The organism is Streptomyces sp. NPDC016562, from assembly GCF_043076955.1.
GTDB lineage: Bacteria > Actinomycetota > Actinomycetes > Streptomycetales > Streptomycetaceae > Streptomyces.
In genome coordinates this window covers 26,001-52,109 of the sequence record NZ_JBIBRZ010000002.1, presented here as the reverse complement: position 1 = coordinate 52,109, position 26,109 = coordinate 26,001, and the positions used below count along the sequence as shown (strand labels likewise).

General features: G+C 73.8%; 26 protein-coding genes. 13 read left to right on the top strand and 13 right to left on the bottom strand.

The features are described 5' to 3' along the window. Positions 1-8 precede the first annotated feature (8 nt). Together ACF059_RS08300 and ACF059_RS08295 are read right to left on the bottom strand one after the other, a co-directional pair. Entirely contained in the window at positions 9-1,076 is a 1,068-nt protein-coding gene (locus ACF059_RS08300; protein ID WP_392053249.1) for an ROK family protein, read from the bottom strand. A gap of 21 nt (positions 1,077-1,097) precedes the next feature. Continuing rightward, on the bottom strand, positions 1,098-2,186 hold the full coding sequence (locus ACF059_RS08295) for a LacI family DNA-binding transcriptional regulator (protein WP_392053246.1): 1,089 nt from the start codon (positions 2,184-2,186) through the stop codon (positions 1,098-1,100). Between the two features lie 298 nt (positions 2,187-2,484). Here ACF059_RS08295 and ACF059_RS08290 point away from each other — a divergent pair, with 298 nt between their 5' ends. Beyond that, positions 2,485-3,738, top strand: coding sequence for a glycosyl hydrolase (locus ACF059_RS08290; RefSeq protein WP_392053243.1), 1,254 nt, complete (start codon positions 2,485-2,487; stop codon positions 3,736-3,738). A gap of 83 nt (positions 3,739-3,821) precedes the next feature. Continuing rightward, positions 3,822-5,951 carry an endo-beta-N-acetylglucosaminidase gene (locus ACF059_RS08285; protein ID WP_392053239.1) on the top strand — a complete coding sequence of 710 codons (2,130 nt, stop codon included), beginning with the start codon at positions 3,822-3,824 and terminating at the stop codon, positions 5,949-5,951. Positions 5,952-5,964: 13 nt separating this feature from the next. Here the strand turns inward: ACF059_RS08285 and ACF059_RS08280 are convergent, their stop codons facing one another. Both ACF059_RS08280 and ACF059_RS08275 read right to left on the bottom strand, forming a co-directional pair. Next, positions 5,965-7,377: an ATP-binding protein gene (locus ACF059_RS08280; protein WP_392053237.1), complete on the bottom strand. Its 1,413-nt coding sequence runs from the start codon at positions 7,375-7,377 to the stop codon at positions 5,965-5,967. Between the two features lie 12 nt (positions 7,378-7,389). After that, positions 7,390-8,103, bottom strand: coding sequence for a response regulator transcription factor (locus ACF059_RS08275; protein ID WP_361949382.1), 714 nt, complete (start codon positions 8,101-8,103; stop codon positions 7,390-7,392). 326 nt (positions 8,104-8,429) lie between these two features. Between ACF059_RS08275 and ACF059_RS08270 the strand changes: the two genes are divergently transcribed. The 8 genes from ACF059_RS08270 (at position 8,430) to ACF059_RS08235 (ending at position 14,677) form a co-directional block, all read left to right on the top strand. Continuing rightward, positions 8,430-9,215, top strand: coding sequence for an amino acid ABC transporter ATP-binding protein (locus ACF059_RS08270; protein WP_366867881.1), 786 nt, complete (start codon positions 8,430-8,432; stop codon positions 9,213-9,215). Between the two features lie 118 nt (positions 9,216-9,333). Continuing rightward, entirely contained in the window at positions 9,334-10,182 is an 849-nt protein-coding gene (locus tag ACF059_RS08265; protein WP_361949388.1) for a glutamate ABC transporter substrate-binding protein, read from the top strand. 83 nt (positions 10,183-10,265) lie between these two features. After that, a complete protein-coding gene (locus ACF059_RS08260; protein ID WP_392053233.1) occupies positions 10,266-10,940 on the top strand; it encodes an amino acid ABC transporter permease in 675 nt (224 codons plus the stop codon). Next, positions 10,937-11,830 carry an amino acid ABC transporter permease gene (locus tag ACF059_RS08255; protein ID WP_392053230.1) on the top strand — a complete coding sequence of 298 codons (894 nt, stop codon included), beginning with the start codon at positions 10,937-10,939 and terminating at the stop codon, positions 11,828-11,830. Before ACF059_RS08260 ends, ACF059_RS08255 begins: the two co-directional genes overlap by 4 nt. A 153-nt stretch (positions 11,831-11,983) precedes the next feature. Then, positions 11,984-13,567 (top strand): FAD-dependent monooxygenase, encoded by a 1,584-nt coding sequence (locus ACF059_RS08250; protein WP_392053227.1) that lies wholly within the window; start codon positions 11,984-11,986, stop codon positions 13,565-13,567. 32 nt (positions 13,568-13,599) lie between these two features. Further along, entirely contained in the window at positions 13,600-13,686 is an 87-nt protein-coding gene (locus ACF059_RS08245) for a putative leader peptide (RefSeq protein WP_311318651.1), read from the top strand. A 77-nt stretch (positions 13,687-13,763) separates the two neighbouring features. Then, positions 13,764-14,297: a cysteine dioxygenase gene (locus ACF059_RS08240; RefSeq protein WP_392053224.1), complete on the top strand. Its 534-nt coding sequence runs from the start codon at positions 13,764-13,766 to the stop codon at positions 14,295-14,297. Further along, the gene (locus tag ACF059_RS08235; protein WP_392056517.1) at positions 14,288-14,677 is read left to right on the top strand and encodes a rhodanese-like domain-containing protein; all 390 of its coding nucleotides are present in this window, start codon (positions 14,288-14,290) and stop codon (positions 14,675-14,677) included. Before ACF059_RS08240 ends, ACF059_RS08235 begins: the two co-directional genes overlap by 10 nt. Positions 14,678-14,735: 58 nt before the next feature. On the opposite strand, the gene ACF059_RS08230 is transcribed toward ACF059_RS08235, so the two are convergent. The 4 genes from ACF059_RS08230 to ACF059_RS08215 all read right to left on the bottom strand — a co-directional run bounded on the left by ACF059_RS08230 (position 14,736) and on the right by ACF059_RS08215 (position 19,910). Continuing rightward, on the bottom strand, positions 14,736-17,309 hold the full coding sequence (locus ACF059_RS08230) for an FtsX-like permease family protein (protein ID WP_392053221.1): 2,574 nt from the start codon (positions 17,307-17,309) through the stop codon (positions 14,736-14,738). Positions 17,310-17,464: 155 nt separating this feature from the next. Next, on the bottom strand, positions 17,465-18,019 hold the full coding sequence (gene recX / locus ACF059_RS08225) for a recombination regulator RecX (protein ID WP_392053218.1): 555 nt from the start codon (positions 18,017-18,019) through the stop codon (positions 17,465-17,467). Between the two features lie 3 nt (positions 18,020-18,022). Further along, the gene (gene recA / locus ACF059_RS08220; protein ID WP_360892588.1) at positions 18,023-19,138 is read right to left on the bottom strand and encodes a recombinase RecA; all 1,116 of its coding nucleotides are present in this window, start codon (positions 19,136-19,138) and stop codon (positions 18,023-18,025) included. A 151-nt stretch (positions 19,139-19,289) separates the two neighbouring features. Continuing rightward, positions 19,290-19,910, bottom strand: coding sequence for a class I SAM-dependent methyltransferase (locus ACF059_RS08215; RefSeq protein ID WP_392053215.1), 621 nt, complete (start codon positions 19,908-19,910; stop codon positions 19,290-19,292). 112 nt (positions 19,911-20,022) lie between these two features. Between ACF059_RS08215 and ACF059_RS08210 the strand changes: the two genes are divergently transcribed. Continuing rightward, positions 20,023-20,802 (top strand): hypothetical protein, encoded by a 780-nt coding sequence (locus tag ACF059_RS08210; RefSeq protein WP_392053212.1) that lies wholly within the window; start codon positions 20,023-20,025, stop codon positions 20,800-20,802. Between the two features lie 85 nt (positions 20,803-20,887). Continuing rightward, complete coding sequence (locus tag ACF059_RS08205) at positions 20,888-21,643, top strand: Clp protease N-terminal domain-containing protein (protein WP_392053209.1); 756 nt, start codon at positions 20,888-20,890, stop codon at positions 21,641-21,643. Here ACF059_RS08205 and ACF059_RS08200 read toward each other — a convergent pair. Continuing rightward, the gene (locus ACF059_RS08200; RefSeq protein WP_392053207.1) at positions 21,597-22,796 is read right to left on the bottom strand and encodes an AI-2E family transporter; all 1,200 of its coding nucleotides are present in this window, start codon (positions 22,794-22,796) and stop codon (positions 21,597-21,599) included. The two genes, ACF059_RS08205 and ACF059_RS08200, sit on opposite strands and share 47 nt — an antisense overlap. A gap of 84 nt (positions 22,797-22,880) precedes the next feature. Continuing rightward, positions 22,881-23,075, bottom strand: coding sequence for a DUF3046 domain-containing protein (locus tag ACF059_RS08195; RefSeq protein ID WP_361950580.1), 195 nt, complete (start codon positions 23,073-23,075; stop codon positions 22,881-22,883). Between the two features lie 81 nt (positions 23,076-23,156). Here ACF059_RS08195 and ACF059_RS08190 point away from each other — a divergent pair, with 81 nt between their 5' ends. Beyond that, positions 23,157-24,125 (top strand): hypothetical protein, encoded by a 969-nt coding sequence (locus tag ACF059_RS08190; RefSeq protein ID WP_392053203.1) that lies wholly within the window; start codon positions 23,157-23,159, stop codon positions 24,123-24,125. Here ACF059_RS08190 and ACF059_RS08185 read toward each other — a convergent pair. From ACF059_RS08185 to ACF059_RS08175, 3 genes are all read right to left on the bottom strand, one after another. Next, the gene (locus ACF059_RS08185; RefSeq protein ID WP_392056514.1) at positions 24,094-24,402 is read right to left on the bottom strand and encodes an AzlD domain-containing protein; all 309 of its coding nucleotides are present in this window, start codon (positions 24,400-24,402) and stop codon (positions 24,094-24,096) included. The genes ACF059_RS08190 and ACF059_RS08185 overlap by 32 nt on opposite strands. A gap of 14 nt (positions 24,403-24,416) precedes the next feature. Then, positions 24,417-25,115: an AzlC family ABC transporter permease gene (locus ACF059_RS08180; RefSeq protein WP_392053200.1), complete on the bottom strand. Its 699-nt coding sequence runs from the start codon at positions 25,113-25,115 to the stop codon at positions 24,417-24,419. Positions 25,116-25,213: 98 nt separating this feature from the next. Continuing rightward, positions 25,214-26,044, bottom strand: a complete 831-nt coding sequence (locus ACF059_RS08175) for an AraC family transcriptional regulator (protein WP_392053198.1) — start codon at positions 26,042-26,044, stop codon at positions 25,214-25,216. Positions 26,045-26,109: the final 65 nt, after the last annotated feature.

Sequence of the window (26,109 nt, the reverse complement as noted above, 5' to 3'; positions counted from 1 at the left end):
CCTGACGGTCACGCCGAAGGGGTGTGCGGCAGCAGCATCGCGGCCGCCGCGGCCGCCCCGATCAGTCCCGCGTCGGTGCCCAGGGCGGCCGGTACGACGCGGAGCTCCTGGACGAAGGAGAGCCTGGCGTAGTCCGCGAGGTGGGTGCGGATCGGGGTGAAGAGGGTGTCGCCGGCGGCGGCGACCCCGCCGCCGATGACCGCGATGTCCGTCTCGACGAGGGTGGCGGTGGCCGCGATGGCGGCGGCCAGGGCGCGGCCCGCGCGGTCGAAGGCGGCCAGGGCGATCGGGTCGCCGGCGGCGGCCGCAGCGGCCACGCCCGCGGCGGTCGCGTCCCCCGTACGGGAGGGGTTGCGGGCGGCGGCGGGGGTACGGCCGTTGCCTGAGCCCTCCCCGCCCGGCGCCGGGGTCCAGCCCTGGGCCAGGGCCCAGCGGGCGATCGCCGTGCCGGAGGCGATCGACTCGACGCAGCCGCGGCCGCCGCAGGCGCACGGTTCGCCTGCGCCGTCGAAGGCCACGCTGATGTGGCCGATGTGCCCGGCGTTGCCCGTGGGGCCCGGGTGGAGCCGGTTGTTCAGGATGAGGCCGCCTCCGACGCCCGTGGAGACCACCATGCAGAGCGCGTTCGCATGGCCCCGGGCGGCGCCCAGCCAGTGCTCGGCCGCGGTCATCGCCACGCCGTCACCGGCCAGCACGGTAGGGAGCTCGGCCCCGCGCGCGGCGAGCTCCGCCGCGACCCGCTCCTGGACGGGGAAGGCCCGCCACGCACCGATGTTCACCGGGCTGACCGTGCCCCGCGAGGTGTCCACCGGGCCGGCGCTGCCGATCCCGCAGCGGACCGCCGAAGGCCACAGCGGCGAGTCCGCCAGGTCCGCGACGACCTCCCCGACCGCGGCCATGACCGCGTCCGCGTCCACCCCGCGGGGCGTCGGGCGGCGGGTCGTGGCCGTCATCGTGCCGTCGGGGTGCACCAGCGCACCGGCGATCTTCGTACCGCCGATGTCGATCGCCACCGTCAGGCCGGCGGGCGCGGCGACGGCCCCGGGTGCGGGGAACGGGGCGGTGGGGGTGATCACGGTGGCGGCTCCAGGAGGGGGTCAGGATTCAGTATGCGCCGGGGGCGGCGCCGTGCTCTCGCGAGGCTCCAGTCGCGGCCGCTCGCTCGTGCGGACCCCGGCGGGGCTTCCGGCGAGGACGGCGAGGAGTTCCTCGGCGGCGAGCCGGCCGAAGCCCGCGGTGTCGCGCACCAGGGCGGTGAGCCGGGGGTGGGTGACCCGGCAGAGCGCGGAGTCGTCCCAGGCCACGATCGACAGCCGGCCCGGCACGGGGATGCCGAGCTCGGCGGCGACCGCGCTGCCCGCTATGGCCATCACGTCGTTGTCGTAGACGAGCGCGGTGGGGGGCTGCGGCTCGGCCAGGACCCGGCGGGTGGCCGCCGCGCCCTCGGCGTCGGAGTAGTCGGTGACCACCGAGCGCACCCGGTCGGAGCCGAGCCCGCGCCGTGCGGCCTCGGCCCGCAGGGACTCCATGCGGCGGGCCGTGTGGGCGAGGCCGGGCAGCCCGGCGACGTGGACGATCCGGCGGTGGCCCAGCCCGTACAGGTGGTCCAGGACCTGCACCATGGCCCCCGCGTCGTCGGCCCGCACCGCGGAGAGGGTCGGGTCCGGGGAGAGGGCCGGGTCCGGGGAGAGGGTCGAGAGCGCCGGGTCCGCGGAGGCCGCGCCCTCGCCGATGCTGACTGCGGGCAGGCCCAGCTGTGTGAGCAGGGCCGGGCGGGGGTCCTGGGTCCGGGGATCGACCACCAGCACGCCGTCCACCCGCCGCTCCGCCCACCAGCGGCGGTAGAGCGCGCACTCGGCGTCGATGTCCTCGACGACCTGGAACAGCAGGGCGGTTCGGGCGGCCGAGAGCACCTCCTGGATGCCGGAGACGAGCTGGAGGAAGAAGGACTCGACGCCCAGGGTGTGCGCGGGCCTGGCGAGGACCAGGCCGACCGCTCCGGAGCGTTCGCCGGACAGGGCGCGGGCCGCGCTGTTGGGCTGCCAGCCGAGTTCCTCGGCGACGCGGCGGATCCGGGCCCGGGTGTCCTGCGAGACGCCGGGCCGGTCGTTGAGCGCGAAGGACACGGCGCTCTGCGACACCCCCGCCCGGCGGGCGATGTCCTTGATGGTGGGTCTGCGGGCCATGGCCTGCCTCATTCATCCTTCGGTGCGGACTGCGACGGCCGGACCGTACGGGATCCCGCGCCCGGCCGGAGCGGCCACCCGCCGCCCGGTGCCGCTCCCGGCGGCCCGCAATTCCGCTGACCCTTTCCACGCTAAAGCGCATTAGTCACGCAGCATCTGACGGGAAGAACCCTTGTGTCAACTGGGCTGAAGCGCATAAGTACGGGCTCTGGAGGCCCTGTTGACTTTCCCCGACCGCCCCGGCAGGTTGTGCCCACCCGGTGCATTACTCCAGAGCCCCAGAACTCCAGGACGTCCTGTGCCCGTTGACGCGCTCCGCTTCGGTGCCAACTACACGCCGACCCGCGGCTGGTTCCACCACTGGCTGGACTTCGACCTCGACGAGGTCAGAGCCGACCTCGACTCGATCGCCGCCCTCGGGCTGGACCACGTCCGCGTCTTCCCGCTGTGGCCGCTCTTCCAGCCGAACCGCACCCTGATCCGGCCGCGCGCCGTCGAACAGCTCGTCGCGCTCGTCGACGCGGCCGCCGAACGCGGACTGGACGTCGCCGTGGACGGCTTGCAGGGCCATCTGTCGAGCTTCGACTTCCTCCCCGCCTGGACCCGGACCTGGCACCGGCGCAACCTCTTCACCGACCCGGACGTGGTCGCCGCGCAGGAGGCCTACCTGGGCACGCTGGCCGCGGCCCTCGCCGGCCGGCCCGCCTTCCTGGGCATGACGGTGGGCAACGAGGTCAACCAGTTCTCCGGCACCCCGCACCCCGACCCCGACCCGGCCACGCGCGACCAGGCCGCCCGCTGGCTGGGCCGGATGCTCGCCGCGTGCGAGCGGGGCGCGCCCGGCCGCCTCCACGTACACGCCGAGTACGACGCCGCCTGGTACCAGGACGGGCACCCCTTCACCCCGGCCCAGGCGGCCCGGCTGGGTGCGGCCACCGCCGTGCACTCCTGGGTGTTCAACGGCACCGCGCAGCGCCACGGCCCGGACGGGACGGCCACCGAGCACCACGCCGCGTATCTGATCGAGCTCTCCAAGGCCTGGGCCGCGGACCCGCACCGTCCGGTGTGGCTCCAGGAGGTCGGCGTCCCGGCGCCGCTGATCGGGCCGCGGCACGCGGTCCGCTTCACCGAGGCCACGCTCGCGGCGGCCCTGGACTGCCCGGACCTGTGGGGCGTGACCTGGTGGTGCTCGCACGACGTGTCCCGGGAGCTCGCGGACTTCCCGGCGCTGGAGTACGGCCTCGGCCTGCTGACCAACGACCGCCGGACCAAGCCGGCGGGCGCCGCCGTCGCCCGGTTCGCCGAGGAGTGGCGGGGGCGCGCGCACCGGCCCGCCGTACGGTCCACCGCGCTGGTGGTGGAGGTGGGCCCCGCCGAGGAGGCGCCCGGCCGGTCGGTGTGCGCTCCGGGCGGCGCGTTCTTCGAGGCCTGGGCGGCGCTCACCGCGGACGGGGTCCGGCCCGCGGTGGTCCTGGCCGAGCTCGCCGAGGACCCGGCGCACCTCACCGCGCGCGGCATCACGGAGGTGCTGCGCGTGCACGACGTCAGCTGATCAGTCCACCCGTCCCGACCGCCTCCCCTCCGTCCGACCGCCCTGTCCTCCGTCCCGACCGCCTCTCCTCCGCAGGAGCCCGCATGTCCGAGAACGACGACGGCGTCGACGCTCGTACCCCGCACCCTCCGACCGCGATACGGCCACCGGCCCGGCGCACCGTGCTGGCCGCCGGGGCCGGTGCCGGGGCCGCCGCCCTGCTGGGCGCGCCCGGCCTCCTCCCGCCCGCCTCGGCCGCCCAGGCCGCGCCCGCGACCCCGGCCGACCTGGCCCCGTACGCCTCGTACTGGTTCCCCGACTCCCTCCCGCAGGGGACCCCCGGCCCCGGGATCGTGTGGCGCTCGCTCAAGCAGTGGACTCCCGAGAGCGACCCCGACCTCGCCCACAACACCGCGACCGTGCCCTTGGCGCAGCGGTTCACGCCGGTCCCGGCGAACCGGGAGGCCCGCGCCGGCCAGGCCCGGATCGCCTCCCTGGTCTCCTTCGGCCCGACCGCCGGAAATCCGGCCCAGGGCTCGGCGACCGCCGACTACTACGCGCTCACGCACTGGGCGTACATCGACGAGCTCGTCTTCTGGGGCGGCTCCGCCGGCGAGGGGATCGTGCTCGCCCCGAACGCGCCCGTGGTCGACGCGGCCCACCGGCACGGGGTGCGGGTGCTGGGCAACGTGTTCCTGCCGCCCGTCGCCTACGGCGGCGACCTCCAGTGGACGCGCGACCTGGTCCAACGGGACTCCGACGGCCGCTTCCCGATCGCCGACCAGCTCGTGCGGGTGGCGCGGACGTACGGATTCGACGGCTGGTTCGTCAATGCCGAGACGGACGGCGGGGACAGCGCGCTCGCCACCCGGATGCGGGAGTTCCTGCGGGCCCTGCGGGCGGCGGGCGCCCCGCACGGCCTGCGGATCACCTGGTACGACGCCATGAACTGCACCGGCCGGGTGGGCTGGCAGGGCGCCCTCAACGCGCTCAATCAGGAGTTCTTCGAGGACCGGGCCGGGAGGGTCGCGGACAGCGTGTTCGTGGACTTCCGCTGGACCCCGGACACCCTGGCCGCCTCGGGCGCGCTCGCCGACCGGCTGGGCCGCTCCCGGCACGAACTGTGGGCGGCCGTCGACACCGAGTCCCACGGCTGGGATTCCGCGGTCCGCTGGGACGCGATCGTCCCGAGGGACCGGGACCACGTCGTCAGCTACGGCTTCTACCGGCCCGAGTGGACCCGCAACCACCTCACCGACCGCTCCCCCGGCGCCTTCCACCGCGCCGACGACCGGTTCTGGACGGGTGAGTCCCTGGACCCGTCCCGGCCCGCGCCGGAGTCCCGCTGGCGGGCCCCCGCCACCGCCGTCGCCGACCGGTCCACCGTGGCCGGGCTGCCCTTCGCCTGCTCCTTCAACACCGGGCACGGGCTGCGCTGGTACGAGGAGGGCGAGGTCGTCTCCGACGCGCCGTGGAACCACCTCGGCCTCCAGGACCGGCTCCCGGGCCGCCGCTGGGCCGTGGAGAGCGCCGGGCGGCGCCCGCAGGTCGGGCTGGACTTCGCGGACGCCTGGCGCGGGGGCTCCAGTCTGCTCGTCGAGGGCGCCCTGACCGCTCCCGCGGTCATCGGCCTGCACTGCACGCGGCTGCCGCTGACCCGCCGTACGGTCGTGGAGCTGGTCCACGCCGCCGCGTCGGGCCCGGTCGCGGTGGAGGTCGGGGTGGCCACCCGCGAGCCCGAAGCCCCCGGCGAGCCGGTGCCGTACACCTGGATCAAGACCACGCGCACCGGCAGCGGGCGCGGCTGGGGCAGGGCGCGGGCCCCGCTCGCGTCCCTGGCGGGGCGCACCGCCTACGCCCTGGCCGTACGGATCACCGCGCGCGGCGGCGAGCCGGTGGCGTGGCGGCTGGGAGCCCTGTCGGTGCGCGACGAGACCCGCACCGGGCGCCCGGCCCCGCCCCTGGCGCCGGGCGTGAGCGCCTCGGTCCGGCGCGATGACGTGGCGTGGCTGCGGCTGTCGTGGCGGCGGGCGGCCGGGCCGGTCCGGCACTACGAGGTGTCGCGCGTCCTTCCGGGCGGCGCACGCCGCTTCCTCGGCGGCACCTGCGCGGCCGCGCTCCACCTCCCCGCCGTCCCGCGCGCAGGGCGGGAGCGGGAGGCCGTCTTCGAGGTGCGGGCCGTCGACGAGCTGTACGCCGTCTCGGCCCCGGCCCGCGTCCGCCTCGCCTGGTAGCGGCCCGGAGCGGTCAGGGCGCGTGGGGTTCGGTGCGCGGCACGGCCACCGTCACCCGCAGCCCGTGCGGCGGGTTCGTCTCGTACGAGAGGGACCCGCCGCCCGCGGCGAGCAGCGCGCGGGAGATCGACAGGCCGAGGCCGGAGCCCTTGACGTTCTGGTGGCGGCCGCTGCGCCAGAACCGGTCGCCGACGCGGAGCAGCTCGTCCGGGGTGAGGCCGGGACCGCGGTCGGCGACGACCACCTCGACGCCGCGCCCCGACACGGAGACCGACACCTCGACCTCTTCGCCCGTAGGAGTGAACTTCAGGGCGTTGTCGATGACGGCGTCGAGCGCGCTGGACAGGGCGATGGGGTCGGCCCAGCCGGTGGCGGCGGCGCGGCCCGTGCGGGTGAGCCGTACGCCCTTCTCCTCGGCGTACGGGCGCCAGGCCGCGACCCGTTCGTCGGCGAGCGCCCCGATGTCGGTGAGGCTGATCTCGGCGGAGGCGTGCTCGGCCAGCGCCAGGTCCAGCAGGTCGTCCAGGACCTGGGTCAGGCGCTTGCCCTCGGTGCGGACCGAGGCGATCTCCGCGTTCCCCTCGGGCAGTTCGAGCGCGAGCAGCTCGATGCGCAGGAGCAGCGCGGCGAGCGGGTTGCGCAGCTGGTGGGAGGCGTCGGCGACGAACGCCCGCTGCTGTTCCAGCACCTCCTCGACGTTGTCGGCCATCTCGTTGAACGAAGCGGCCAGGCGCTGGAGTTCCGGCGGTCCGCCGGCGGCGGCGACGCGCGAGTTCATCCGCCCGGTGGCGATGCCGTGGGCGGCCGCGTCCAGGGTCCGCACGGGCTTGAGCACCCAGCTGGTGAGCCGCAGCGCGGCGCCGAAGGCGACCAGCATCGCGGCGGAGAGCCCGCCCGCGATGAGCAGCCAGCCCTCCAGGATCCGGCCGCGCATGAGGTCGGTCGGCGATTCGGTGGCGACGACCGCGACCACGTCGCCGTCGAGGACGACGGGCGAGGCGACGAGGAGCTTGCCGTGGGTCTGCCACGGCCACACCTGCGGCGGATCGTGGCTGCGCCGCCCGGCGAGCGCCTCCTCGAAGGCGCGGCGGCCCTCTCCCGCCTCGGGGAGCTCCCACCAGCTGGGGGACCGGGCCATGGCGTTGTCGTCGCGCAGGAAGATGCCGACGCGGATGCCGTACAGCTCCTGGTAGCGGGCGAGTTCGAGCTGGAGCATCTCGCGGCGCTCGCCGGCGCCGGTGGATCCGGAGCCCTCGGCGTCGATGACGAACTGGGCGAGGGCGGCGAAGCGGGCGGTGTCGTCGATGCGGTCGACCACCACCCGCTGCTGCTGTCCGGCGGCCAGGCTCACGGCGAGCGGGAAGCCGAGTGCGAGCAGCGTGCCCGCCATCAGGACGACGAGGAGGGGGAGCAGGCGGGCGCGCACGGCGGAGGGCCCCTAGGGGGCCGCCGGGGCGACGAGCCGGTAGCCCACCCCGCGGACGGTCTCGATGAGGGCGGGCATGCGCAGCTTGGAGCGCAGCGAGGCCACGTGGACCTCCAGGGTCCGCCCGGTCCCCTCCCAGCTGGTGCGCCACACCTCGCTGATGATCTGTTCGCGGCGGAAGACGACGCCGGGCCGCTGCGCGAGCAGGGCCAGCAGGTCGAACTCCTTGCGGGTGAGCGGTACGTCGGTGCCGTCCACGCTGACCCGGCGGGTGGGCAGCTCGATGCTGACGGGGCCGAGGCGGACCGTGTCGGGCGCACCCGTGGCGGCCGCCTCCTCGGAGGCGCCGGTGCGCCGGGCGACCGCGTGGATGCGGGCGAGGAGCTCGCCGGTGTCGTACGGCTTGGTGACGTAGTCGTCGGCGCCCATGTTCAGGCCGTGGATGCGGGAGCGTACGTCGGCCCGCGCGGTCACCATGATCACGGGGGTGGTGGTGCGCTTGCGGATCCTGCCGCACACCTCGTAGCCGTCCTGGTCGGGCAGGCCGAGGTCGAGCAGGATCACCCCGTAGGGGGAGGCGGCGGTGGGCGGGGCGCCGGCGGGGAGCAGCGCCTGCAGGGCCTCTTCGCCGCTGCGGGCGTGGGTGACCTGGAAGCCGTGCCGCGCGAGGATCGCGGACAGGGCGGCGGCGACGTGGTCGTCGTCCTCGACGAGCAGCAGTCTCATGTCGTCCCCCTCTCCCCTTCTCGCTCTGGTGCCGTCGTGGTACTCGGCCGTCCGGCCGGCCCGCTCGTCGGGCGCGCTCCGTGGCCGCCCGTGCGGGGCCACCCTGCATCCACGCCGATACGGACTGCCACGTCAAGCGGGTTCCGCTCCGACGCGCCTTCCGTTATGGACCCGGTACACGTTCATAGTCGACCACGCCGCACCGCGTACGGAGCGTATCCGGGGGAGGCCGGATCGTTATGCTCAATTCTCCCTCAGATGTGATGACGCTGTGCGCATCTCGTCACTACTGTCCTCCCAACCGAGGAGGACGGAGCTAGAAGCCGATGAGCGGAGTATCAGTGACCAAGGACGTGCAGGACGCGGCCGGTACCGCGGACGACCTGGTCGTACTGAGCAACGTCAACAAGCACTTCGGCGCGCTGCACGTGCTTCAGGACATCGATCTGAGCATTGCCCGCGGTGAGGTGGTCGTGGTGATCGGCCCCTCCGGGTCGGGCAAGTCCACGCTGTGCCGGACCATCAACCGGCTGGAGACGATCGACTCGGGCACCATCACGCTCGACGGCAAGGAACTGCCCTCGGAGGGCAGGGAACTGGCCCGGCTGCGCGCCGACGTCGGCATGGTCTTCCAGTCGTTCAACCTCTTCGCGCACAAGACGGTGCTGCAGAACGTCATGCTGGGCCAGCTCAAGGTCCGCAAGGTCGACTCCGCCACCGCCCACGCGAAGGCGGTGGCCCTGCTGGAGCGGGTCGGCGTCGCCTCTCAGGCCGACAAGTACCCGGCGCAGCTCTCCGGCGGCCAGCAGCAGCGCGTGGCGATCGCCCGCGCGCTGGCCATGGAGCCGAAGGTGATGCTGTTCGACGAGCCGACCTCGGCTCTCGACCCGGAAATGATCAACGAGGTGCTGGAGGTCATGCAGCAGCTCGCCCGGGAGGGAATGACGATGGTGGTCGTCACGCACGAGATGGGCTTCGCCCGCTCCGCGGCCAACCGGGTCGTCTTCATGGCCGACGGGAAGATCGTCGAAGAGGCCACCCCCGAGCAGTTCTTCAGCAACCCGCGCAGTGACCGCGCCAAGGACTTCCTGTCGAAGATCCTGCACCACTGAGGGTCTCGTCTGGTAGTCATCCGTAAGCGGATCACCGCCGGAATCGTTTCTGTCGGCCGTGCATGCGCCGTAAGCGTCGCTCGTCGTTCAACAACGTCTCATCCGAGGGAAGTTCACCATGAAGATCTCCAAGGCCGCTGCGGCCGCGGCCGTCGCCGTCGCCCTTGCCCTGACCGCGACCGCCTGCGGCGGCAGCAGCGACAAGAGCAGCGGCACCGGCTCGACCGGTGGCGGCAAGGACAAGATCGTCGTCGGTATCAAGTTCGACCAGCCCGGCCTGGGCCTGAAGACCCCGGACGGCAAGTACACGGGCTTCGACGTCGACGTCGCCACCTACGTGGCCAAGGAGCTCGGCTACGAGCCCGACCAGATCGAGTTCAAGCAGGCCATCAGCGCCGAGCGCGAGAACCTCATCGCGAACGGCGACGTGAAGTTCGTCGTGGCCACGTACTCGATCAACGACAAGCGCAAGGAGAAGGTCGACTTCGCCGGCCCGTACTTCCTCGCGCACCAGGACCTGCTGGTCCGTGCCGACGACACCTCCATCACCAAGGCGGAGGACCTCAACAAGAAGAAGCTCTGCTCGGTCACCGGCTCCACCTCGGCGCAGAACGTCAAGACCAAGCTGGCCCCCGAGGCCGACCTGCTGGAGCTCGGCGGCTACTCCGACTGCCTGACCGGTCTGGAGAACAAGAAGGTCGACGCCCTGACCACGGACAACTCGATCCTGGCGGGCTACGCGGCGCAGGAGAAGAACAAGGGCAAGTTCAAGCTGGTCGGGCTGAGCCTGAGCAACGAGAACTACGGCATCGGTCTGAAGAAGGGCGACAAGGAGCTCCAGACCAAGATCAACGCCGCGCTCAAGAAGATGGTCGCGGACGGCGCCTGGGAGGCGGCCGTGCAGAAGAACCTCGGCCCGGCCAACTACAAGAGCGAGCCTGCCCCGCAGATCACCGAAGGCAGCTGATTCATCGGTGAGGGGCGTCGCCGCCCGCCTGTCACGGGCGGCGGCGCACCTCACCGGCCATCCTGGGGAGAGCGCAGGGCATCGTGTTCGATTTTCTTGAGTCCGGGCAGTACGACCTGCTCGGAGCCTTCTGGGTGACGGTTCAGCTCACCCTCTACTCGGCGGCCGGATCTCTGATCTGGGGCACCGTCCTGGCCGGGATGCGCGTCAGCCCGGTCCCGCTGCTGCGGGGCTTCGGCACGGTCTACGTCAACGTGGTCCGCAACACGCCGCTGACCGTACTGATCATCGCCTGCTCGCTGGGCCTCAACCAGACCCTCGGCATCGAGCTGGGCGCCTCCACCTTCAAGGACATCGGCTTCCGGCTCGCGGTCCTCGGGCTCATCGCCTACACCGGCACCTTCGTGTGCGAGGCGATCCGCTCGGGCATCAACACGGTGCCCGTCGGCCAGGCCGAGGCGGCCCGCGCGCTGGGCCTGAGCTTCTTCCAGGTGCTCACGCTGATCGTGCTCCCCCAGGCCTTCCGGGCGGTCGTCGCACCGCTCACCAACGTACTGATCGCCCTCACCAAGAACACCACGGTGGCGGCGGCCATCGGCGTGGCCGAAGCGGCCCTGCTGATGAAGGAAATGGTCGAGAACGAGGCGGACGCGCTCTTCGCGGTCTTCGGGGTCTTCGCCCTCGGCTTCGTCCTGCTGACCCTGCCCACCGGCCTGCTCCTGGGCTGGGTGGCCAAGCGAGTGGCGGTGAAGCGATGACCTCCGTGCTGTACGACACCCCCGGCCCCAAGGCCAAGGCCCGCAACTGGCTGTACACCGGCGTCTTCGTCGTGCTGCTCGGTCTCGCCCTGTGGTGGGCGCTGTCCCTCATGGCGGAGAAGAACCAGCTCGACGCCGACAAGTGGAGCCCGTTCGTCACCGACAGCCAGATCTGGACGACCTTCCTGATCCCCGGCCTGCTGGAGACCCTGAAGGCCGGCGCGATCTCCATGGTGATCGCGCTCCCGCTGGGCGCCCTGCTGGGCATCGGCCGCCTGTCCGACCACGCCTGGGTACGGGTACCGGTGGGCACGGTCGTGGAGTTCTTCCGCGCCATCCCGGTCCTGATGCTGATGCTCTTCGGCTACCAGCTCTACGTGCAGTTCACCGGCGTCCCCTCGGACGTCCGGCCGCTCTACGCCGTGGTCACGGGCCTGGTCCTCTACAACGCGGCCGTCATCGCCGAGATCGTCCGGGCGGGCGTGCTCTCCCTGCCCTCCGGCCAGACGGACGCGGCCAAGGCGATCGGCATGCGCAAGGGCCAGACCATGGCCTACGTGCTCATCCCGCAGGCCGTCACGGCGATGCTGCCGGCCCTGGTCAGCCAGCTCGTGGTGATCCTGAAGGACACCGCGCTGGGCGGCGCGCTCCTGGGTCTGGCCGAGCTCATGTCGATGAACCGGCAGATCTCGGCGAACTACAGCAACCCCATCGCGGCCCTGTTCGTGATCGCACTGCTGTTCATCCTGGTCAACTTCGCCCTCACCACCTTCGCCTCCTGGCTGGAAGGCCGGCAGCGGAAGTCGACCAAGGGCACCGGCGCGGTCGTCGCCGGTGACGTGGCCGAAGTCGACGCGGGCGGCGCCGCCGGCGTGGGCGAGGCCCCCTGACACCGGGTCAGTACACTGGCGTGACACGTGTGGTGCGGCGGACTCGTTCCGCCGCACCACACGGCGTTGTCAGGACCGGCGTCACTTGACGCAGGCACCTCCAGTGGGTTGCATACGTTCTGTGATCACATACCGGACATCGGGAGCCGCGCCATGGACCCGGTGATCGTCGTCGGCGCGGGGCCCGTCGGGCTATCCCTGTCCCTCGCCCTGGCCGGCCAGGGCGTGCCCTGCATCGTGCTCGACGAGGGGCCCGGCAAGGAGGAACCCCGCCCGGCCCGTTCGGTCGTCCTGCACGGCGACACGGCGGCCATGGCGCACCGGCTGGGCTGTACGACGCTGCGCGACGAGGGGGCGTACTACGCCGCCTGGCGCACCGTGCGGCGCGGCCGGCCCGCCCAGCGGATCACCTTCGAGGACCACCCGGCCCCGCTGCACCTGCCGCAGCACGCCCTGACCCGGGGGCTGCGCGACGCCGCGACCGCGCACCCGCTCGTCCAACTGGTCACCGAGAGCAAGCTGGACACCCTGGAGCAGGACGAGCGGGGGGTCACCGCGCACACCCGGGGCGCCGAGACCACGTGGTGGCGCGGGAGTTACCTGGTCGGCTGCGACGGCGCCCGCTCCACCGTGCGCAAGCTGCTCGGCATCCGCTTCCCCGGCCGCACCGCCGTGGAGCGGCACGCGGTGGCCGCGCTGCGCACCGAACTGCCGTGGCCCGGCGAGGCCTTGCTGCACCGCAGCCCGCCGTCCGGCCCCGAGGAGGTCACCTCCCGGCCCCTGCCCGACGGGGTGTGGCGGCTGGACTGGCTGCTCGCGCCGCGCGGGGACCTGGTGACCCCCGACGCGCTGGTGACCCTCGTCCGGGACACCCTCGCGGTGTGGTGCGGCGGCACGACTCCCCCGTACGACCTCCTCGACACCGGCGTGTACACCCTGCACCACCGCCTGGCCCGGCGCTGGCGCGACGGCCGCGCCTTCCTCGCCGGGGACGCCGCGCACCTGCTGGGCGCGCTCGGCACCCAGGGGGTCGGGGAGGGCCTCCGGGACGCCGAGAACCTGGCGTGGAAGCTGTCGCTGGCCTGGCACCAGGGCGCCTCCGAGGCCCTGCTCGACAGCTACGAGGACGAGCGGCGCACGGCCGTCGCGGGCCGGCTGCGCGCGGCCGACCAGGCGATGCCGGCACTGCGGGCCGGGAGCGGGCTGCGCACCTACCTCCCCGGGGCCGCGCGTTCCGCCGAGATCCTGCTCACCGACGGCCACCTGGGGCGCGGCCCCCTGGGCGGGGAGCCGACGTACGCCCCGCCGGTGGCCGTACGCGAGGTCCCGACGGCCACGCAGCCGGGCGGTCCGGTGGCGAACGTCCCGGTGACCGCGCCCGACGGGTCGACCGTGCCGCTGCGCGACCTGCTCGGGCAGGGCCGGCTGCTGGTGGTCCTGGTCGCCCCGGGCACCGGGGTCTGGGACCGGCGCCACTGGCTCGGCGCCGGGCTGATGCCCCGCCTGGCGGCGGCGGTCAGCGCCCTGCCGGTCCGTACCGACCTGCTGGTGGCGGACCGTTACCCGGGGGCCCCGGCGCACACCGTGCTACTCGTCCGGCCGGACGGGCACCTGGCGGCGACCTTCGCCGGGGTCCGCCCCGCGGAGCTGTACGAGGCGGCGGACGCCGTCCGGGCGGGCGCGCCCGAGTCCCGGGCGGCGGCGCCGTCCCCGACACCGACCGCGGTGGTCGATTGACCGTCTCCCGCGGTCCGTGGTTCACTCGCGAAATGACCGGCAACGACGTGCGCCTGTGGCGGAGGGTCCATATGGACCTGCTCCGCTACGCGGGCTGCGTGTGTCGTCCTTCCTGCTGATTCGCCCTCACCTCCGCGCGCCCCGTGCCGGTCTCCGGCCTGCGCGCACTTCCGCGAACCCAGGACGGTCCCCCTTCATGTCTGCACCCGCGTACACCGCCGAGCCCGTGCTCACCGCCGGCCCCACCGCCGCCGAACTCCTCGACTTCGCCCTCCGCACGGCGGCCGACCCGCAGATCGTGGGGTCCCTGCCCCTCGACCCCGAGGGCCGCACCTGGATCCGGCTGGAGGGGCCGGGCGGCAGCGAGGCCTGGCTGATCGGTTGGCCGCCGGGGACCGGCACCGGCTGGCACGACCACGCCGAATCGCGCGGCGCGTTCGCCACCGCCCGGGGCCGGCTGACCGAACGCTCCCTGGCCGTACGCCTTCCCGCGCAGGGCTGGACCTCGCTGGAGCTGGCTGCCGGCGTGGACCGCACCCTCACCCTGGACGCGGGCGCCGGGCGGGCCTTCGGGCAGCACCACGTGCACGAGGTCCTCAACGAGTCCCCGGCCGAACACGCGGTCTCCGTACACGCCTACTACCCGCCGCTCCCCCTGATCCGCCGCTTCAGCCGCAGCGGCCCGGTGCTCGGCCTCGTCCACGTCGAGCGTCCGGCGGACTGGCAGTGAGCGCCCCGACGGGAATCGACGAGCTGCTGGAGCGGGTCCGCGCGGGCTACACCCGTCTCGGTCCGCAGGAGGCGTACGCCGCTTCGCGGGCCGGCGCCCTGCTGGTGGACATCCGCTACCAGGCGCTGCGCGAGCGCGACGGGCTGATCCCGGGCGCGCTGGTGGTCGAGCGCAACGAACTGGAATGGCGCCTGGACCCCCAGGGCAGCCACCGCGCCCCGCAGGCCACCGGCCACGACCTCCACGTGGTGGTGATCTGCAACGAGGGCTACGCGTCCAGCCTGGCCGTGGCCTCCCTCCACGCCCTGGGCCTCCACCGCGCTACGGACCTGACGGGCGGATTCCAGGCGTGGAGGGCGGCCGGCCTGCCGCTTTCCTGAACGCGTGGCCGGGTGGGGGCGCCCCACCCGGCCACGCCTCACGCCCCGGGGGCCGGGCTCAGGACGTGGGTGAGGCCACGTCGACCGGCCGTACCCGCAGGGCCACCCGGCCCGCGAGGGCGGTGGCCGCCAGGGCCAGCAGCCCGCCCACCCCGAGCACCACCGCGTAGGCGACGGGCAGCACCGCCGGCGCCGCCGCCCCGGTCATGCCCACGCTGAACGCGGTCAGTACGGCCAGCGCGATCCCCGAGCCCAGCACCGCCCCGATCAGGAGCACCCCCAGCGCCTCGGCCCGCAGCATCCGCAGCACCTGCCGGCGCTGTGCCCCGGCCAGCCGCAGCAGCGCGAACTCCCGGAACCGCTCGGCGGTCGACATCGCCAGCGTGTTGACCACCGCGATCGCGGTGAAGGCCAGGACCAGCCCCATCGCCAGGAGGTTGATCTCCGCCCCGGCGTCCTGCCGCCGCGCGCGCACCTCGTCGGCGTCCGCCGCGGACAGCACCCGCACGTCGGGGAACCCCTTCAGCGCCGCCGCCAGTTGCTCCCGCCCCGTGCCCGGGCCCGGCTGCGCCGCCAGCAGCACACTGGCGGCGAGGGGGTTGTCCGCGTGCGCGGCCACCAGCCCGTGCGGCAGGGTCAGGTCCCCGAAGGCCAGGCCGCGCGCGTACACGGCCTGGACCGTCAGGGTGACGGGAGCGCCGTCCCCCAGCGTCAGCTTGAGCGGGCTCCCGGGCTTCAGGCCCAGCTGGTCGGCGGCCAGTTCGCTCACCGCCGCCATGCCCTCCCCGAACCCGTCCAGGCTCCCGCCGGTGACCTGGGGGTCCCAGGTCCGGGTCAGGCCTGCCGTGCTCACGCCCTGCGCGGCGTACTTCGTCAGCCCCACCCGCACGGAGGTGTGCACGATCTCGGTGGCCGCCGTGACCCCGGGGGTACGCCGGATCCGCTCGGCGGCCTCCCGCGTCACGCCGGGACCCTGCGCGGCCAGGACCCAGTCGGCCCGGATCCCGTCACGGGCCTGCGCCCGGGCGGCGTCCCCGAGCGTCGGGGTGATGAACAGCACGGTGCAGGTCATGCCGACCAGCAGCGCGAGCGGGGTGACGGCGCCCGCCATCCGGGTGGCGTTCCCGCGCAGGTTCGCGGTGGCCAGGCGGCCCGCCGGACCGGCCTGCCGCAGCGGACCGGCGAGCAGCGCGGTGGCGCCCCGTACGAGCAGCGGGCCCAGCAGTGAGACGGCCCCGGCGAGGACCACCACGGCCAGGAAGGTGACCGGGGTCGACGCCGGCTCGGTGCGCAGCGAGCCGAGCACGACGACCAGCACCGTGCCACCGGCCAGCAGGAGCAGGCCGAGGGCGGTACGGGTCCAGCGCGGCCCGCCCCGCTCGACGGCGGCTTCGGCGAGTGCCTCGGCCGGGCGGATCCGGGAGATCCGCCGCCCGGTGATCCACGCGGCGGCCCAGGCGCCGAACAGGCTGGCCCCAACCGCGGCGACCATGGGGGCGACGCCGGCGGTGCGCTCCAGGGTGACGGGGACGACCCCGCCGTCGACGAACCGGCCGTGCAGCCAGGCGGCGAGCGGCAGCCCGGCGAGCGCCCCGGTGACGCCGGCGGCCAGGCCGACGAGCAGCGCCTCCTGGCCGATCATCCGGCGCACCTGCCCGGAGGTGGCGGCGATGGCCCGCAGCAGGGCGAGTTCCCGGTAGCGCTGCTGGACGAAGAGCGAGAAGGTGCCGACGACCACGAGGATCGCGACGAGCAGCGAGGTGCCGCCCATCGCGCCGCCCATGGAGACGAGCTTGATCCGGGCGCCGGCGGCGTCGAGGAACTCGACGGGTCCGCGCCCGTCCCCCGTGCTGACCCGCGCGGTGGTCGGGGCGGTGGTCGGGGCGCTGGTGTTCTTCAGGGCGTGCTCGACCCGGTGGGCGAGCTGTCCGGGGTCGACGCCGGGCGCGGGCAGCACCCCGATGGCGCTGACCTGCCCGTCACGGGCGGCGAGCCGCCGGGCCTCGTCGTCGCTGAAGAAGAGCGCGCTCTGGTGGACGAGGTCGCCGCGGGCGCTCTGCGCGACCCCGCTCACCCGGTACGTCCTGGGCTCGCCGGTGGACTGCACGGTGAGCTCGGAGCCGGGCCGCAGGCCGGCCCGGGCGGCCAGCGCACGGTCGACGACGACCTCGCCGGCGCCCTGGGGGGCGCGGCCCTCCGCGATCGTGAAGGGGGTGAGCGCGGCCGAGCTCCAGGCGTGCCCGTACGAGGGCTTGCGCCCGCCGGGGGTCTCGGCCAGGGGGACCGCCTGGAACGTGAGCTCGGGCACGGCCCGCTCGACGCCGGGCACGGCACGGACCGCGTCCACGGTGGAGGCGGGGAGCCAGGCCCGCTCGGCGACGGGCTTGGCCTTGTGCTTCGTCTTCGCCTTGCCCTTCTTCGCCTTGACCGTGGTCTGGTGGACGTTCTGGTCGGCGGAGACGAGGACCGGCGTGGCCGCGTACCGCTCGGTGCCGATCCTTCCGCGCAGTCCCGTCTCCAGGAGCGTCCCGCAGGCGGTGACGAGGGCGGCCGCGCACAGCAGCGCGAGGAAGGCACCGAGGAAACCGGCCTTGCGGTGTCTGACGGTCCGAAGGGCGTAACGCAGCATCATGGAGCCAACTCTGCGGCCGGGCGCGCCCGGTGACATTGGCGTACCCCGGCGTCCCCACCCGGGGGCTACCCCCACCCCGAGGTGCCGGACACCCCCTGCCCCGGTCCGGGGCCCGCTGCCGGGCTGGCTGCCTCTCCCCCGTACCGCTCAGCCGGTCACCCGAGGTCGTCGGCGTCCTCGCCCTCCGCCTCCAGGGCACGCCGGACCACCCGCAGGGCCATACCCTCCGGGTACCCCTTGCGGGCGAGCATCCCGGCGAGGCGCCGGATCCGCTTGTCGCGCTCCAGGCCCCGGGTGGCGCGGAGCTTGCGCTCCACGAGCTCCCGGGCGGTCTGCTCCTCCTGTTCGGAGTCCAGCTGCTCCAGGGCCTCCTCCACGAGGGTGGCGTGCACCCCCTTGGTCCGGAGCTCCTGGGCGAGCGCCCGACGGGCCAGGCCCCGGCCGCGGTGGCGGGACTCGACCCAGGCGCCGGCGAAGGCGGCGTCGTCGATCAGGCCCACCTCCTCGTACCGGGAGAGGACCTGCTGCGACACCTCCTCGGGGATGCCCCGCTTGTGCAGGGCGTCCGCGAGCTGGCGCCGGGTGCGCGGGCTCCCCGTGAGCAGGCGCAGGCAGATCGCCCGCGCCTGCTCCTCGGGGCTCTGGGGCGGCAGCTCCGGGCGGGCCTCACGGCCTCCCCGGCGCTCGCCGCCCTCCTCCTGCTCCCGCACGGGTCAGCTCTTGGCTGCGGCGGCCTTGGCCGTCGTCTTGGCCTTCGACGCCGGGGCGGGCACGGCAGCGGCCGCGGTGTCGGTCGCGTCGGCGGCGGCCTCGGCGGTGGCGGCGGCGTCCTTGCGGACCCCCACGCCCAGCTTCTCCTTGATCTTCCGCTCGATCTCGTTGGCGAGATCCGGGTTGTCCTTCAGGAAGTTGCGGGCGTTCTCCTTGCCCTGGCCGAGCTGGTCGCCCTCGTACGTGTACCAGGCACCGGCCTTGCGCACGAAGCCGTGCTCCACGCCCATGTCGATCAGGCCGCCCTCGCGGCTGATGCCCTGGCCGTAGAGGATGTCGAACTCGGCCTGCTTGAACGGCGGCGCGACCTTGTTCTTGACGACCTTGACCCGGGTGCGGTTGCCGACCGCGTCCGTGCCGTCCTTCAGGGTCTCGATGCGGCGGATGTCGAGGCGGACGGAGGCGTAGAACTTCAGCGCGCGGCCACCGGTGGTGGTCTCCGGCGAGCCGAACATCACACCGATCTTCTCGCGGAGCTGGTTGATGAAGATCGCGGTGGTCTTGGACTGGTTGAGCGCACCGGTGATCTTCCGCAGCGCCTGGCTCATCAGACGGGCCTGCAGACCCACGTGCGAGTCGCCCATCTCACCCTCGATCTCCGCACGCGGCACGAGGGCCGCCACGGAGTCGATGACGATGAGGTCGAGCGCGCCGGAGCGGACGAGCATGTCCACGATCTCCAGCGCCTGCTCGCCGGTGTCCGGCTGCGACAGGATGAGGTTGTCGGTGTCGACGCCGAGGGCCTTGGCGTACTCGGGGTCGAGCGCGTGCTCGGCGTCCACGAAGGCGACGGTGCCGCCGGCCTTCTGCGCATTGGCCACGGCGTGCAGGGTCAGGGTCGTCTTACCGGAGGACTCCGGCCCGTACACCTCGATCACGCGGCCGCGGGGCAGCCCGCCGACACCGAGCGCGATGTCCAGCGCGGTCGACCCGGTCGGGATGACCTCGATGGGGTCGTTCGGCTTGTCGCCGAGGCGCATGACCGCACCCTTGCCGAATTGCCGTTCAATCTGTGCGAGAGCGGCGTCGAGAGCCTTCTCGCGGTCGGTGCCTGCCATGGGTTCCACCCGGTTTGCTTGAGTCGATCGCTTCACGCCATTGACGCTAATGCCTGCCACTGACAATGCGCCTCCACGCCCGTTCCGGCTGTGGATAACTCATCAGAATGGATGTTCGATTTCCCTGTCAAGCGCGCCACGCCCACCCGCGTCAGAGGGAGAGCGCGGTGCCGAGGGAGTCGGCGCACCAGATCTTCGGCCCCTCCTCGTAGAAGACGTCGAGCGCCGTGACCGTGAAGCCGGCGGTCGTCAGCAGGTCCGGGGCGGACCGGGTGAGGTGGCAGCCGCCGAGGAGCCGCATGTTCAGCGGTTCGAGCCGTCGCTGCCAGCGGCGCACCCGCCAGTCGCCCTCCGGGGCCAGTCCGTGCTCGATGAAGTGCAGGGTGCCGCCGGGCTTGAGCACGCGCCGCACCTCGCGCAGGGCCGCCAGGACGTCCGGAATGGTGCACAGCGTCCACGTGGACAGGGCGGAGTCGAAGCTGTCGTCCGCGAACGGCAGCGACTGGCCGTCGAGACCGGCCCGTCGCACCGGGACGTGCGAGGCCCTGACGCGGTCGCGGGCCAGCCTCCAGCTGAGGTCGGAGGGTTCGATCGCGGCCACACCGGTGAGGTCCCGCGGGTAGAAGGGGACGTTGTGGCCGGTGCCGAAGCCGATCTCGACGACCTCACCCTCCAGGCCGTCGCAGACCCGGCGCCGCAGCGGCTGCGACGTCTTGGCCCCGCAGGCCAGGTTGATGATCCGCGGCAGGACCCGGTCGGTGTAGCACCCCATCGCGACCTCCGTGTCTCGTCCCCAGCATGGCATCGCGGGCCCCCGGACGCCCGCCGCGCCCGCCGGTCCCGCACAATCAGGGCTTCGACGGACCTTGAGGGGACGGCAGTACGTGAACAGGGTGGGGAACAGCAAGACGCGCCGTACGGCGGCGGTCGCGGCCGGCGTGGCGGTCGTCCTGACGGGCGCCGTGGCCTGCGGGGGCGGCAAGGAGGGCGGGGCGCCGTCCGGCACGGGCCCGGCCGCGAGCACGAGCGCCGGCGCGAGCACCGGGGCGGGCACCGGATCCGCCGCGGCCGGACCGGGCGCCGAGCGCCTCAAGGCCTTCGCGCTCGCCCCGGGCGACAAGGCGGGCCGGTACGAGGCCTCCGAGCCGCTCCTGGACGAGCCGATGAGCGAGCTGTACGACGCGCGGCCCGCGGCCTGCCAGCCGCTGACCGGCCTCGGCAAGGCGGGCCACACGGCCCAGGCGTACGCCAAGACCGACGTGCCCGGCGAGTGGCAGGCCGTCGGGACCGAGATCCTGCTGCGCTCCTACAAGGACGGGGGCGCGGCCTCGGCCGTGAAGGCCCTGGCCGAGGCGGGCCGCCAGTGCGCGGGCGGATACACCGAGGACCGCGCGCTCGCGGAGGCGAAGATCCTCAAGGTGGAGCCGGTCAAGGCTCCCGCGCTCGGGGACGAGGCGCTCGCGTACCGGATCGTCGTCCAGGACGTGAAGGACCGGAACATCTCGCTCTACAAGTACCTGACGGTGATCCGCTCCGGGCCGGTGACGCTCTCCTTCCGGTCGGACGCCATCGACACGAAGGACTTCGGCGGGGTGCCGGAGGAGGTGGTGACGGCTCAGTGGGAGAAGTTCTCGAAGGCCGGAGGCACGGCGCCGGCTTCGTAGGCGCCGACCTGCGGGCGGCGCCGGCCGCCCCCTAGTGACAACCCTGGGTTGACAGTGCAGCGGCTGTCAACCTAGGGTTGCACCCATGACGAACCCTTCCGTGGAACCCGTTCGCATGACCAACCCGGTACGCCTCGACGACCTCATCGAGGCCATCAAGAAGGTCCACACCGACACGCTGGAGCAGCTCAGCGACGCGGTCGTCGCCGCCGAGCACCTCGGCGACGTGGCCGACCACCTCATCGGTCACTTCGTCGACCAGGCCCGCCGCTCCGGGGCCTCCTGGACCGACATCGGCAAGAGCATGGGCGTCACCCGCCAGGCCGCCCAGAAGCGCTTCGTCCCCAAGGCCGACAAGGAGGGCGACCCCGGCCTCGACCCCCAGCAGGGCTTCGGCCGGTTCACCCCTCGCGCCCGCAACGTCGTCATGACCGCCCAGAACGAGGCCCGCGCCGCGGGCGGCACCGAGATCCGCACCGAGCACCTGGTCCTGGGCCTGCTGGCCGAACCGGAGGGCATCGCGGGCATCGCCCTGCGCGCCCAGGGAGCGTCCGCCGACGAGGTGCGCGCCGCCGTGGCCGCCGTACTGCCCCCGGCCAGTGCGGAGGTCCCCGACCTCATCCCCTTCGACGCGTCCGCGAAGAAGGCCCTGGAGCTCACCTTCCGCGAGGCGCTGCGCCTGGGTCACGACTTCGTCGGCACCGAGCACATCCTGCTCGCGCTGTTGGAACTGGAGCACGGCGAGGGCCCGCTGAGCGGCCTCGGGGTGACCAAGGAGGCCGCCGAGGCGACCGTCACCACCACCTTGGCCACCGTACTCGGCGCCGCTGGCGGGCAGTAGAGGCGTCCGCGTCCTTCGTCAGCTCGTAGCGCTTCACGTACGCGCCGAGGAAGGCCTGCAGCGTGGCGACGGCCGGGATCGCGATGAGCGCCCCGACCGCACCGAGCAGGGCGGTGCCGGCGATGACCGATCCGAAGGCCACCGCCGGATGGATGTCCACGGTCTTCGAGGTCAGCTTCGGCTGGAGGACGTAGTTCTCGAACTGCTGGTAGATGACCACGAAGCCCAGCACGTACAGCGCGTACCAGGGGTTGACGGTGAAGGCGATCAGCATCGGCAGCGCGCCCGCGAGATAGGTGCCGATGGTGGGGATGAACTGGGAGACCAGCCCCACCCACACGGCGAGCGCGGGCGCGTACGGCACTTCGAGGATCACCAGCAGGATGTAGTGCGCGATGCCGGAGATCAGCGCCATCAGCCCGCGCGAGTAGAGGTAGCCGCCCGTCTTGGCGACGGCGATCTCCCAGGCGCGCAGCACCTCGGACTGCTTCGAGGGCGGCAGTACGGAGCACAGCGCGCGCCGCAGCCGCGGTCCGTCGGCGGCGAAGTAGAAGGAGAACAGCCCGATCGTCAGCAGCTTGAAGAGGCCGCCGAGCACCGTGGCGGACACGTCGAGCACGCCGGTCGCGCTGTTCTCCACGTACGTGCGCAGCCAGTCGGAGCGCAGCAGGCTCTCCTGGATGTCCAGCCGGGAGAACTCGGTGTGGAAGGTGGCGTTGACCGACTTGATCACCGAGTCGAGGTAGCGCGGGAAGCCCTCCACCATCTCGACGATCTGCCCGGCGAGCATCGAGCCCAGCAGGGTGAGGAAGCCGGCGACCGCGATGAACACCCCGAGGAACATCAGGAAGGTGGCGAGCCCGCGGCGCATGCCGTGGGCCGCCATCCTGGACACCGCGGGTTCGATCGCGAGCGCGAGGAAGAACGCGATCAGGATGTTGACGAGCAGCCCGATCAGCTGGTGGAAGGCCCAGCTGCCGAGCTGGAAGCAGGCGACGAGGGCCAGTACCAGCACCACGGCGCGCGGCAGCCAGCGCGGCATCCGCGCGTCGGCTCCGGCGTGGTCCACCGGTTGCGGTGGGCTGCCGGGCCCCGCGGACCCGGCCTGCGGGGGTGTCGGGGCGTGGGTCGTCGTCTCATCACTGGCTGCCACGCCGCCCAGTGTGTCCCACGGGCGGTACGGCCCGCACGCGCGCCCTGTCCGGCAGGCCCTGTGGCCTGCCCGGGCGCGCTGGCCTCAGCGCAGCCGGGCCGGCACGTCCATCGCCGAACACACCGCGCGCCACACGTCCTTGGTCTCCCAGCCCGCTTCCAGCGCCTGGTAGACGGTCCGGCCGCCGAGCTCCGCCATGACGTGGTCCCGCGCGAAGGACTCGGCGTAGGCCGCACCGAAGTGCTCGGCCATCCGCTCCCAGAAAATCGTCAACCGCATGCCCCCAGTATCCCGCCCCGGGAGAGTGCACCGGCCGCGTTCGGCCCTCCTCGCCGCACCGCCGCGCCCTACGTTGCACGCATGCCCGGAGACGAAGCTTCCGCTCCCACCCCGCCGACGCCGCTGGCCCGCGCCGAGCAGTTCATCTGGCTCACGGCCCGCGTGCTGGAGCAGCGGCGGTTCGCGTACCACTTCCTCGGCGGGGACGCCGACCCCGTGGACACCGCCCTCGGTTCGTACCTCAACGACGACGGCGGCTACGGCCACGCGCTCGATCCGGACCTGCGCGGTCCGCTCAGCCAGCCGCTGCACACCGCGCACGCCCTGCGCGTCCTGGACAGCCTGGGCCGCTGCGCCGGCCAGCGCATCGAGCGGCTCTGCCGCCACCTCACCCGGATGTCCACCGCGGACGGCGCGCTCCCGGTGGTCTTCCCGGCCCCGCGCGCCTACCCCGCGGCCCCCTACCACCCGGTGCACGACGACCCGCCGGGCGAGCTGCTGACCACGGGCCCCGTCGTGGGCGTGCTGCACCGCAACCGGGTCTGGCACGCCTGGCTCTTCCGGGCCACGGACTTCTGCTGGGACCGGATCGAGGGCCTGCGCCACTGGCATCCGTACGAGGTGCAGAGCGCGGTGGTCTTCCTCGACGGCGTCCCCGACCGGCCGCGGGCGGCGGCGGCCGCGGACCGGCTGGGCCGGCTCGTGCGCGAGCGGAGACTGGCGGTGCTCGATCCGGAGCGGCCCGAGGAGTACCCGCCCGCTCCCGGCTGCGCGCCGGGCGAGCAGCTGTTCCCGTACGACTTCGCGCGGCGGCCCGAGTCGCTGGCGCGCGGCTGGTTCACCGACGAGGAGATGGACCGCTCGCTGGACTTCCTGGCCGCCCGGCAGGAGCCCGACGGCGGGTGGCCGGTCCACCGCAGGGCCTGGGCGCCGGGGAGCTCGCTGGAGCGGCGGCCGATCGCCACCCTGGAGGCGCTGCTGACGCTGCGGGCGTACGGCCGCCTGCCGGCCCCGGCGCTCAGCCGCCCAGGGCCCGTACCCCCGCGGTGACGAGGACGGCGGCCGCGACCACGACCAGGAACGGAGCCCGCAGCAGCAGGGCGGCCCCGGCGGCGGCGAGCCCGGCGGCGCGGGCGTCGAGTACGAGCGCGTGGCCGGTGCTGAAGGTCTGCTGGGCGGTGAGCGCGGCGAGCAGCGCGACCGGCAGCAGCCCGGCCAGGCGGCGCACCACCGGCCGCTCCAGGGCCCCGGCGGGGACGAGCAGCCCGGCGAGCTTGACGGCGTAGCAGCCGACGACGGTGAGGGCGATGGCGATCCAGACGTTCATGCCGGTCATGCCGTTCACGGGCGGCGTCCCTTCATCCAGAGCACGACGGGGGCGGCCAGGGCCGCGGTCAGGACGGGCACCCCGGCGGGCAGTACGGGCAGGAACCCCAGGCCGAGGACGAGCGCCAGGGCGGCGACGGCCCGCTCGGTGGAGGTCTTCAGCATGGGCGCGAGCAGGGCCAGGAACACGGCGGGCCCGGCGGCGTCCAGCCCCCACGCCCGGGTGTCCCCGATGGCCTCGGCGCCGAGCGCGCCGAGCAGGGTGGTGAGGTTCCACAGGACGTACAGGCTGAGGCCGGTGACGGCGAAGCCGAGCCGGGCCGACCTGCGGCCGTCCTGCGCCAGGGCCACGGCGGTGGTCTCGTCGATCACCCAGTGCGCGGCGAAGGGCCGTACGGCGCGGGGCAGGGCGAGCAGCTGGGACAGCCGCAGCCCGTAGAAGGCGTTGCGGGTCCCGAGGAAGAAGGCCCCGGCGGCGGCGGTGAACGGGTTCCCGCCCGCGGCGAGCGCCCCGACCAGGGCGAACTGCGAGGCCCCGGTGAAGACGAGCAGGCTCAGCACGCAGGCCTGGAGGGTACTGATCCCGGCGCCGGCGGCGGTCACCCCGAAGGCGAAGCCGGACAGCCCGACGGCCACCCCGACTCCGAGCGCGTCCCTGATGACGGCCGCGCGCGGCCGCCCGGCTGTCCCTCGTGTCTCTGGCTCCGTGACCATCCGCTGTTCTCCCACACGCCGAACCTATGCGGGGCCGGACGGGCCGTCTTGTACGTTCTTGCGCGCACCCGGTGCGGGGACGGGGGCCACGACGGGCCTCAGGCCCGCTCCCGGCGGTAGGCGCCCGGTGGGACGCCCACGATGCGGGTGAAGTGCCGGTTCAGGTGCGGCTGGTCGGTGAAGCCGACCGTCACGGCGGCCTCCGCCGGCAGGATGCCCGCGTCGAGCAGCCGGCGGGCCCGGCGGACCCGGGCGTCGGTCAGCCAGGTGTGCGGCGGCATCCCGTACCGCTCGCGGAAGGCCCGCAGCAGGGCGAAGGGGCTGGTGCCCAGCTCCGCCGCGAGCTGCTCCAGCGACGGCGGGTCGGCCATCCGCTCCTCCAGGACGCCGCGGGCCCGGGCCGCGTCGGCGCCGCCCGCGCCGCGGACCGTACGCGCGGGCAGCGGGCCCGCGTGCCGGCTGAGCATGCGGGCGACCGCGCCCCGCAGCAAGGTGTCGGCGGCCAGTGCGTTCCCGGCCTCGGCGGCCCGGTGCACCTCGGTGATCGTCCGGGCGCCCTGCGGGTCGGGGACCACGTCGGCCGTGAAGCCGGGGGTGCCGCGCAGGGTGGCGATCTCGTCGGCGACCTCGGCGATCAGGTCGCGGGAGGGGTAGAGGGTGGCGTAGGCCCAGCCCTCGGGCGCCCCGGCGCGGGCGCTGTGCGGCACCTCGGGGTTGATCAGGACCACGCTGTCCGGCCCGGCCCGTACCGTGCCGCCGGGGAGCCCGACCTCCTCGATGCCCCCGGTGACCGCCGCGATGACGTACCCGTCGTGGGCGTGGCGGGGGAAGGTGTGGCGTACGTAGTGCGCGCGCAGCAGGTCCAGCCCGGGCAGTTGCGCGTACTGCCAGTGCCGTGCCCACTCCCGGCGCCCCTCGTCCGTCCCCATCCCCCCATTCTGCGCTCCGCCCGTGACGCGCGTTCGCCCAGGTCTTCCCAGGTCCGGCCCGTTGT

Excerpts from the sequence above, each read along its gene's own strand:
- ACF059_RS08295 (WP_392053246.1), bottom strand. The coding sequence starts at position 2,186 with ATGGCCCGCAGACCCACCATCAAGGACATCGCCCGCCGGGCGGGGGTG.
- ACF059_RS08285 (WP_392053239.1), top strand. The coding sequence starts at position 3,822 with ATGTCCGAGAACGACGACGGCGTCGACGCTCGTACCCCGCACCCTCCG.
- ACF059_RS08275 (WP_361949382.1), bottom strand. The coding sequence starts at position 8,103 with ATGAGACTGCTGCTCGTCGAGGACGACGACCACGTCGCCGCCGCCCTG.
- ACF059_RS08270 (WP_366867881.1), top strand. The coding sequence starts at position 8,430 with ATGAGCGGAGTATCAGTGACCAAGGACGTGCAGGACGCGGCCGGTACC.
- ACF059_RS08265 (WP_361949388.1), top strand. The coding sequence starts at position 9,334 with ATGAAGATCTCCAAGGCCGCTGCGGCCGCGGCCGTCGCCGTCGCCCTT.
- ACF059_RS08255 (WP_392053230.1), top strand. The coding sequence starts at position 10,937 with ATGACCTCCGTGCTGTACGACACCCCCGGCCCCAAGGCCAAGGCCCGC.
- ACF059_RS08250 (WP_392053227.1), top strand. The coding sequence starts at position 11,984 with ATGGACCCGGTGATCGTCGTCGGCGCGGGGCCCGTCGGGCTATCCCTG.
- ACF059_RS08245 (WP_311318651.1), top strand. The coding sequence starts at position 13,600 with ATGACCGGCAACGACGTGCGCCTGTGGCGGAGGGTCCATATGGACCTG.
- ACF059_RS08240 (WP_392053224.1), top strand. The coding sequence starts at position 13,764 with ATGTCTGCACCCGCGTACACCGCCGAGCCCGTGCTCACCGCCGGCCCC.
- ACF059_RS08230 (WP_392053221.1), bottom strand. The coding sequence starts at position 17,309 with ATGATGCTGCGTTACGCCCTTCGGACCGTCAGACACCGCAAGGCCGGT.
- recA (WP_360892588.1), bottom strand. The coding sequence starts at position 19,138 with ATGGCAGGCACCGACCGCGAGAAGGCTCTCGACGCCGCTCTCGCACAG.
- ACF059_RS08215 (WP_392053215.1), bottom strand. The coding sequence starts at position 19,910 with ATGGGGTGCTACACCGACCGGGTCCTGCCGCGGATCATCAACCTGGCC.
- ACF059_RS08205 (WP_392053209.1), top strand. The coding sequence starts at position 20,888 with ATGACGAACCCTTCCGTGGAACCCGTTCGCATGACCAACCCGGTACGC.
- ACF059_RS08195 (WP_361950580.1), bottom strand. The coding sequence starts at position 23,075 with ATGCGGTTGACGATTTTCTGGGAGCGGATGGCCGAGCACTTCGGTGCG.
- ACF059_RS08190 (WP_392053203.1), top strand. The coding sequence starts at position 23,157 with ATGCCCGGAGACGAAGCTTCCGCTCCCACCCCGCCGACGCCGCTGGCC.
- ACF059_RS08185 (WP_392056514.1), bottom strand. The coding sequence starts at position 24,402 with ATGAACGTCTGGATCGCCATCGCCCTCACCGTCGTCGGCTGCTACGCC.
- ACF059_RS08180 (WP_392053200.1), bottom strand. The coding sequence starts at position 25,115 with ATGGTCACGGAGCCAGAGACACGAGGGACAGCCGGGCGGCCGCGCGCG.
- ACF059_RS08175 (WP_392053198.1), bottom strand. The coding sequence starts at position 26,044 with ATGGGGACGGACGAGGGGCGCCGGGAGTGGGCACGGCACTGGCAGTAC.